Origin of the sequence: Streptomyces sp. NPDC059850, assembly GCF_042731515.1 — a bacterium.
Taxonomy (GTDB): Bacteria; Actinomycetota; Actinomycetes; order Streptomycetales; family Streptomycetaceae; genus Streptomyces.
The window spans coordinates 111,775-119,488 of record NZ_JBHWJI010000001.1; the positions used below are offsets into that span (position 1 = coordinate 111,775).

At 70.9% G+C, this 7,714-nt stretch carries 9 protein-coding genes; all 9 read right to left on the minus strand.

Annotation, left to right across the window (positions count from 1 at the left end; all coding sequences use genetic code 11):
- Positions 1-122 precede the first annotated feature (122 nt).
- A complete protein-coding gene (locus ACFV9T_RS00565) occupies positions 123-464 on the minus strand; it encodes an HU family DNA-binding protein (RefSeq protein WP_385435877.1) in 342 nt (113 codons plus the stop codon).
- A gap of 157 nt (positions 465-621) precedes the next feature.
- Entirely contained in the window at positions 622-1,431 is an 810-nt protein-coding gene (locus ACFV9T_RS00570) for a hypothetical protein (RefSeq protein ID WP_385435878.1), read from the minus strand.
- 33 nt (positions 1,432-1,464) lie between these two features.
- Positions 1,465-1,875 carry a hypothetical protein gene (locus ACFV9T_RS00575; RefSeq protein ID WP_385435879.1) on the minus strand — a complete coding sequence of 137 codons (411 nt, stop codon included), beginning with the start codon at positions 1,873-1,875 and terminating at the stop codon, positions 1,465-1,467.
- A gap of 16 nt (positions 1,876-1,891) precedes the next feature.
- A complete protein-coding gene (locus ACFV9T_RS00580) occupies positions 1,892-2,614 on the minus strand; it encodes a hypothetical protein (RefSeq protein ID WP_385435880.1) in 723 nt (240 codons plus the stop codon).
- Positions 2,615-2,646: 32 nt separating this feature from the next.
- Positions 2,647-4,137 carry a DNA cytosine methyltransferase gene (locus tag ACFV9T_RS00585; RefSeq protein WP_385435881.1) on the minus strand — a complete coding sequence of 497 codons (1,491 nt, stop codon included), beginning with the start codon at positions 4,135-4,137 and terminating at the stop codon, positions 2,647-2,649.
- Positions 4,138-4,352: 215 nt separating this feature from the next.
- Positions 4,353-4,973: a hypothetical protein gene (locus ACFV9T_RS00590; RefSeq protein ID WP_385435882.1), complete on the minus strand. Its 621-nt coding sequence runs from the start codon at positions 4,971-4,973 to the stop codon at positions 4,353-4,355.
- 89 nt (positions 4,974-5,062) lie between these two features.
- Entirely contained in the window at positions 5,063-5,338 is a 276-nt protein-coding gene (locus ACFV9T_RS00595) for a hypothetical protein (RefSeq protein WP_385435883.1), read from the minus strand.
- 76 nt (positions 5,339-5,414) lie between these two features.
- On the minus strand, positions 5,415-6,356 hold the full coding sequence (locus ACFV9T_RS00600) for a helix-turn-helix domain-containing protein (RefSeq protein WP_385435884.1): 942 nt from the start codon (positions 6,354-6,356) through the stop codon (positions 5,415-5,417).
- 85 nt (positions 6,357-6,441) lie between these two features.
- Positions 6,442-7,575 (minus strand): PD-(D/E)XK nuclease family protein, encoded by a 1,134-nt coding sequence (locus ACFV9T_RS00605; protein WP_385435885.1) that lies wholly within the window; start codon positions 7,573-7,575, stop codon positions 6,442-6,444.
- Between the last annotated feature and the right edge of the window lie 139 nt (positions 7,576-7,714).

The window sequence follows — 7,714 nt, forward strand, 5'->3', positions numbered from 1 at the left end:
CCAACCCCGCCGCCTGCTTTTTTTTTTTAACCCCCCCCCCCCCCGGCGTGGCCGTTCATGTCCCTACCTCGTGCCGCGGGCCCCCCCGGGCGCTGGCGGGGGCGGCCCCTGGTGTGCGGGGGTTACGGGCGGGCGGCCTTGGGAGTCTTGGGGTCCTTCTGGATGCAGTTGCCGGACTCGGGCATCGTCCGGCGGCCCGCGACGAGGTCCTGGAACCGGGCGCCGGGGCGGAACTTCACGAAGCGCAGCTCACCAACGTGCACGTGCTCGCCGGTCTGCGGGTTTCGGGCAGTGCGGGCAGGGCGCAGCTCCGGGGTGAGGCTGCCGAAGCCGGTGACGGAGACGGCTTCACCGGCGGTGACGGCGCGGACCATGGCGTCGAGCACGGTCTCCACGGCGAGCGCCGCCTGAGCGCGGTTGCCGGTCGTCTTCGCGACGACCTGGATGAGCTGGGCCTTGTTCACAGGAGATTCCTTTCGATTCGGCTGGGCCGCAGGAGTTGAGGGGCGGGCGCGCCACGCGGAGGGCAAGGGGTTGAGTCCGTAGCCGTGGTCCGTGTCGTGGTCGCACGCCACGCCACGAGAAGGCATGAGCGGATTCATAAATGGCACCTATTTCTGCTCAGTGGGGAATGCGGACGAGGTACTTGCCGACCGCGAGAATCTGGGAGATGGGCAGGGCGACGGCGGCGTGGTCGGCGGAGATCAGCCGCGGTTCCTCGCCGGGGCCGGGCCGGGCAGGTACGACCCACGTCGTCCCCGTGCAGTCGGCGTAGCGCGTACCGACCTCGAAGTTCTGTCCGGCGAAGCAGAACAGGCGGGGGCGCAGTGACGAGGCCCATCCCCTGACTGGCGCCGGGCTGTCCCAGTCGTCCGGGATCTGGAAGCCGAGGAAGTCGGGCCCGGCGATCACCAAGGTGCCCGCAATTCCCAGGGAGCGGAACTCGATCGCCTCGCCGTTGCCTCCGGCGTTCCGCCACAGGCAGAGGTCGGTCGCCCTGAGCTGCACAGTTCGGCCGTGGACCATGGCGTCGTCGCGGGCATGGAGCGCGAGATGCAGCAGTTCGCGCCAGGGCAGGCCGTCGACGTGGGGTGCGGCGGGAACGGTGAGCTGGGCGACGCCTTCGGTGAAGCGGAGCTGCTGGTGACCGCCAGTGATGACGTGTTCGACGGTGACCGCATCGGATGACTCCAGCCATCCGCGCAGCGCAGCGGCGTCGTCGTAGCCGACAGGCGCCGTCCACACGCCGCCGTCGACGGGAGTGCGGGCGACGGCCAGGGTCCGGTCGCTGCACGCGACGGCATGAAGGTGGCCGGGGGTGCAGTCGAGGATCACGGCGTCCTGGCCGCGGGCGTCGTCGTCCGCCCGGAGGCGGTGCGGGGCGACCTGGTCAAGGATGCCCGCCAGGTCGCGGGCGTTGATGGTGAACATGGTGTTTCTCCGCAGGAGTTGTAGGGGTGGTGTTCAGGTGCCGGAGGTGCGCTTGCGGTCTCGGCGGGCCTGCTGAGCGAGCCGTCCGGCCTCCAGGCACAGGGAACATGCGGTCTCTCCGCGCCGGTTGTGGGCACGGGCTCCGGCTTCGGTGCCGTGGGTGATCGGGCGCCGCCCGCGCTCGCGCAGTTCGGCGGTCCGCGCGCCCTGGCAGGCCGCGAGGACCTGCCCGTTTTGCCAGAGCCGCCCGCCGCACACGCCGTCGAACAGGCTCGTGCTCGGCATGACCAGGTCGATGCACTGTGACCGGAACGGGCAGCCCTGGCAGATCGCGAGGAGGGAGAGGACCAGCGGCTGTGTCGGGGGGTCGGCCGCCGTCTCCTCGGATGTGAAGCGGGCGTCCCCGGCGCAGGGGGCCTCGCCGACCCACCCGTTGCCGCTCATCTGCTCCTCCCCCGCGCTAGGCAGACGGCAGCGGCATCAGGCGCACCTGATCGCTGGTGCTGACGCCGTGTGAGTGAACGAAGCCGCCCGGCACCGGCATGAGGTGACGGTCGGCCAGCGGCGGAAGGAGGAGGACCTGAGCTACGAGGCGGGTGAGCGCGCCGTCGCACGCGCGGCTGAGCCGGGGGCGTACCGCACGCGTCTGGGGGTCGTCGTCAGGCCAGTCCTCAACGACCCTGACGACGCGGACGCCGGCCGCGCGGCCGTCCACGATGATCGCGGTCGCCGCCGGATGGCGCCCGCGCATCAGCTCGGCCACGCGGGCCGCGCGGTCGACCGGGGGCAGCTCCAGCAGCCAGCTGCCGTCCATGCCCGTGTCGCGCCGCACGAACGCCCACACCGGTGAGGTCGGAGGCAGGAGCGCGTACTCGATGTCCAAGGTGATGTCGGCGTCGATCTCGTTGAGCGGATGACCGGACTCGGTGCCGTCCCACAGCCAGGGGCAGGCTCCGAGCGGGCTCGGCTGCTCGCCGAGCACCCCGTAGACGGTCACGGCGCGGTGTTCTCCAGCCCGGTCGAAGGCGATGTAGGCAGCTTCGGGGCAGCGGGTCCGGATCTTGGCCGCGAGGTGGTCGATGATGCTCAGGCAGTGAGCCTGTTCGGCTCGGCGGAGCGCGAGCGACAGGTCCTCGCGTTGCTGGGCCAGGATGCTCACATGGTCGTGTGCTGCCGGTGTCATGGCAGGGGTGTCCCTTCTTCTTCGGGGTGGGATCAGGCGAGGACGCGCTTGAGGCGTTCGCCGAGCCAGCGCGCGACGTTGACCGAGACGGCGTTGCCCGCCTGCTGGGTCTGCGCGGCCTTGGTGCCGACGACGGCGTACGTCTCGGGAAACCGCTGTGCCGACAGCTGCTCACGGGGCTGGAGCATGCGGAAGTAGCAGTCCTCGATGGCGGGGGCGCTGCGTACGACGGCCGCCGAGTCGCGGGTCGACAGGGTGTGCAAGGGCTCGGCCGCGGTCTTCGGCGCGGCCTTGCGGTACGGGATGACCAAGGTGTTTCGGGCCTGGGTCCGGGCGTCACGGTCGGGCACTACGAGGCCGTGGTGGCGGGCCGTGGCGATGGTGCTGAGCGGGGCGTCGATCGGCGCGGCGTCGCAGTTGTTGCGGAACTCCACGATGAACGGGTCCACGGTCACCAGCGCCTCGCTCTCGCGGGTGGTGCGGGTGCGCAGCGGCTCGGCGGCCGAGGAGGCGGTGTCGTTCCACGAGCCGCCGACCGGTACCAGGAGGGCTTCACCGAGCTTGGCCGTGCGGGTGGGCATCGGCCGGGTGTACGGGGCGAAGGCCCGGTCGGTGCCGTCCTTGCCGTGTGTGAGGGTGACGACGGACGGCTCGTAGGGGAACTTCACGAGCCCCGTCGCGATCCTGCGCATCGTGTTGGGCACCAGCGGCCGGGCGCGGTCGCCGATGCGCTGGCCGATGTCGTCCCACATGATGACGTCGGAGGCGGGCCGGACGTACGGCTCCACCAGGGCGTGGCCGCAGGTGCGGTTCGGGCACCGGTAGTCGTACTGGCTCTGGTACTTGCCGACCTTCACCCGCGGGTCGCGCCAGCTCTGGCGTGCCTTCACGTTGCGCCCGCACGCGACGCAGTACGCCAGGGGGCGCGGAGCCAGATCGGGACGGCGGACTCCGGCGAGGGTGAAGACCACGTAGATCCGGTCGCGCCACTGCGGGGCGTAGGGGTTGGTCTCCGAGCCGATGTGCGCGGAGGACACGGAGACGATCTGGACCCGGTAGCCGAGCTTTTTCATGGCCCCGACCCACTCGGGGAACAGGAGCCAGTCGGTGACGAACTCCGTGACGTTCTCCACGACGACGCAGGGGAACCGTTTCGCTTCGGCCGCGCGCAGGACGCACCAGGCCGTCACGCGGGTCATCTCGAAGGCTTCCGGCGGTAGTTCGCGCCACTGCTCCTCTTCTTCGAACAGGGCGTCCTGCACGGGGTCGGGTCGCTTGCGCCCGCCAGCGGGGCTGACCTCGGTACAGATGACGCTGGCCCACAGCAGGAGGGCCTTCGGGAGCCAGCGCATGGGGTAGTTCTGGATGTCGGCGCAGCGCGCCGACGCGCTCGGGTGGTTGAGCGCGAAGGTGTCGATGGCGGTCTGCCAGTGGTTGATCCCGAGGATGGGGTCGAATCCGGCTTCCCGCAGGCCGGTGGGGTCTCCGCCCGCTCCGCACAGCAGGTGGATGGATCGGGGCACGGTAGGGGTCTCCAAGAGGCAAGGCCGCCCGGCCCGGCGGGGCCGGGCGGCCGTGGTCAGGACTGGTCGGGGGCGCGGTGCGCGCGGTGCGCGCGGTGGTGGCGGCTGTCCTCGATGCCAAGGGCGATGAACCCCAGCAGGCCGAGGGCGCACGCGATCACCAGCCAGATCACTGGTCCGCGCTCCCGGCGGGGCGCGGCGCGCTGAGCGGCCGGTCAGTCATCGCTGCGGGTGACGCGGACAGTCATGACATGCCCGGCGCTCTCGAACAGCGCCAGCGGGTAGCCGTCCCGCTGGGATCGCTGCCAGACACGGCGGTAGCCCTCGTGTTCGATGAGCCGCTGCGACCACTCCGAGAACCGGCCGGTGGCGCTGGCCGCGCCCTCGGTCCCAGCGGTCTGGTTGTGGCAGGCCCCGTACGGCGAGACGTGCGAGGCCGACACGATCAGCCGGGGTGCCCGACCGGGAAGGTCAAGGCCGTCGATGCGGGTCAGCAGCGGGATGAGGCGGTTGCTGTGGTGCTCCTGGGGCCCGTTGGGCGTGGAGTTGTAGAGGACGGTGTGCCTGCTCGTGTCCTGCACGTCCTGGCGGACGGCAGTCCAGCCGTTCACCTCGGCGGGGTCGACGGGCAGGTGGTGCTCCGAGCTGATGATCAGTTCCGTGCCGTCCCGGAGGTCGGCGCGGACGTGGAACTCGCCTCCGGCGGTCTCGATGTCGGTGACCCAGCCCGCGTAGCGGAGCGGGGTGATGAGGTGGCCGTAGCCGTGGAAGAGGCGCTGCCACAGCGGATCGGTGAGGTGGTTGTGGTCGGGCAAAGCCGCGATGGTGGTGGTCATGTGCTGGTCTCCAAGAGGGTGTGCGCGATGGATGAGCAATAAGCCAATCCATCGTTGAAAAATGTCACCTATCTCAGGTGAAACGCCTGTCAGATGGTGGGCAGTTCGCTGCGGGTGAGGATCTGCACCGACCACATCCGGCCGCCCCCAGTGACGCAGCCGATGGTGCGCCCTTCGTGAGGCAGGACGAAGCCACTGCCGTCCTCCTCCTCGATCAGCTCGCTGACGAGTTCGCGGACGCCGTGGTCGGCGCACTCGGCCGAGCAGTACAGGCTGTCGCCGAGTCGCGGGGCGGCCTGCGCACCATGGATGACTTCGGCGACCACGACGTAGGCGTCGGGGGCCGGGGTGAGCGTGTCAGTCAAGGTGTTCTCCAAGAGGTTCGGTGAGTCCGGCCAGTTCCGAACTCATGCTTATATCTTAATGGCGTACCTTGGGGCGTCAATGTTGTCGATCTTGCGAACGCCCTTGCTTCCGCCGCGAGTTGGCCGCCTCCTCACGCCCCATGCGGGCCAGGTCACGCACTCGCTGGCGGGCCATCTCCAGGGCCTGAGCGTCGGTCTTCGCAACGCGCCGTTCCTGCTCGGCGAAGAACTCCCGCAACCAGTCCTGCTGTTCGCGGTGGGCGCTGTCTGCCGCCTCGCGCCGCGCCGCCTCCCGCCCGGCACGCGGGTTCGTGCCGCACCCCCGGCAGTTCCCCACCGGCTCGGCGTGCTTCGGGCAGCCCGCCCGCTGCTGCGCCCCCGCCCCCGCCCCCGGCGTCCCTGCGGCGCCAGCCGCGGGGGTAGGGGGGTAAGGAAGAGAGGAGGAAGAAGGAGGAAGAGAAGGGGTTTCCACCGGGGAACCCGCCCGGTTTCCCTGCGGCAACCCACTGGGTTCCTCTGGGGCAACCCTGCTCGGAACGTCGTCAGGGTTCCCCTGGGGCAACCCTGGCTCCGAACCCCCCTCGACGGCGGACCGCGCCTCTTCCCGCGCGGTGACGTCCTGCTGCGTGCGAGCCGCCGACGACGGTTTCCGGCGCGCGGTCTTCCGGGCCAACCGGGGGTTGGTCGGAGCCCGCTGCGCCGCACGGCGGCGCTCGATCAGCTCCTCCGTCGACGGATAGGGCGGCACACCGTGCGGGAACACCCGGTACTCGGCGCGGCGGCCGACACGGCCGATCGTGACCCGCTCGACCAAGCCGAGCCCCACGAGCTGGGTCACGACCGTGACGACCTGCTTCTCCCCCACGCCCGCCCAGGCCATCATCCGCTCCAGGCCAGGCCGGGCGAGCCTGGTCTGATCGTCAGCCGAGTCCGCGATCTTCATGAGGACCAACTTCTGCGTCGTGTTGATCACCTCCTTCGGCAGGTAGGCGGCCACCACCATCAGTTGGATGCTCACTGGCACCTCTCCGTGTTCCGTCCAGTTCCCGCCGCGCCGGGGCGGGGGCGGAGCACGTCGGCCCCGCCCCCGCCAGGTGGCGCGGTCAGGACTTCTTGCGTGCGGTGACGGTGATGCTCACCGCGGTCCGCCGGTCGTGGTCCAGGCGCGTGGGCACGGGGATGCCCGCCTCCTTGAGCGTCACCTTCATCGCCGCCGCATCCGGCACCATCGGCACCTCCAGCCCTGCGCGGCGGTACAGCGTGGCCATCGCCTCGACGTCATCGACCTTGGTCGGGTTGCCGCCGCTCCACTTCAGGGCGTTGTCGCCGTAGACGCCGGGCTCGGAGCCGTCGAGCTGGGCGCGCAGGAACTTCTGCCGGTCCTTGAGCGGCTTGATCTGCTCGGAGACCTCGGCGTACTCGGCAAGCGCGTTGGTGCGTTCCTCGTCGTCGTGGATGAGCTGGCTCTGCGGGGCGCGTCCGGTGCCGAGCGGCCCCCAGCATGCGGTGCGGAACGGGCAGTGGTCGCAGATCACGGAGATCCCCGGTCCCTGGAAGGTGCGGGGCAGCTCCTCCGGGGTGGCGGCGGCGCGCACCTGCTGGACCCACCAGCGGGCGCGGCGGGCGCGGGCGGCCTCGTAGGCGATCTCCTGGATGTGGTCGTCGCCGTTGTCGCGGTTGATGAACCGGAAGCGGATGCGGCCGACCGGTACGGGCCCGAGGTAGGCGAGCTGCCGCTGTCCCCGAACGCTGGCGAACCCCTCTGTGCCGAGCAGGTCGGCGTACAGGTACACCTGCCGCAGCTCGGCCTCGCTCGCGCCGTACCGCAGGATGCTGTCCCACTGGTACGTGCTCTTGGTCTTCACGTCCTCGACAGTGGTCTGCTCGGCCGGGAGTGTGGGGCGCAGCCGCTTCGGCAGGCGCGCGGCGGTCGTGCTGTCGAGCTGGACAGCGTCGATGTGGCCACGGACGGTCTGGTCCTCGACACGGCGCTCGACGAGCCAGCCGTACTCCTCACGGGCGGCGTCGAGTATCCCGTCGTGCAGCCAGGTCCCGAGGATCGCTTTCCGCTTCTCGCCGCCATCGGTCGGGGTACGGCCGTGCAGAAGGTATCCGGCCCGGCGCGCGCATACGGTGTCGCTGGCGCCGAGCTTGGTCTGCTGGGAGCGGGGACGGCGTGCGTCCGCCGCGTGAGCGGCGGGCCACAGGCTGACGGGCCGCTCAGGCGCAATGGCCATGGTGGTCACGGTGTTCTCCAAGAGGATGGGGTGGCCCCCCCCCCCCGCGGGCGGGGCCCCCGGTGGTACAGGGCGGGGGGGGGGGGGGGCGGGTTGGGGGGGGGGCGCTGTAGGGGGGCGCGCGGCGCCGGGCGGGCAC

Bases quoted from the DNA above. Each gene is read 5' to 3' on its own strand.
- ACFV9T_RS00590 (WP_385435882.1), bottom strand. From the start codon at position 4,973: ATGACCACCACCATCGCGGCTTTGCCCGACCACAACCACCTCACCGAT.
- ACFV9T_RS00570 (WP_385435878.1), bottom strand. From the start codon at position 1,431: ATGTTCACCATCAACGCCCGCGACCTGGCGGGCATCCTTGACCAGGTC.
- ACFV9T_RS00605 (WP_385435885.1), bottom strand. From the start codon at position 7,575: ATGGCCATTGCGCCTGAGCGGCCCGTCAGCCTGTGGCCCGCCGCTCAC.
- ACFV9T_RS00580 (WP_385435880.1), bottom strand. From the start codon at position 2,614: ATGACACCGGCAGCACACGACCATGTGAGCATCCTGGCCCAGCAACGC.
- ACFV9T_RS00575 (WP_385435879.1), bottom strand. From the start codon at position 1,875: ATGAGCGGCAACGGGTGGGTCGGCGAGGCCCCCTGCGCCGGGGACGCC.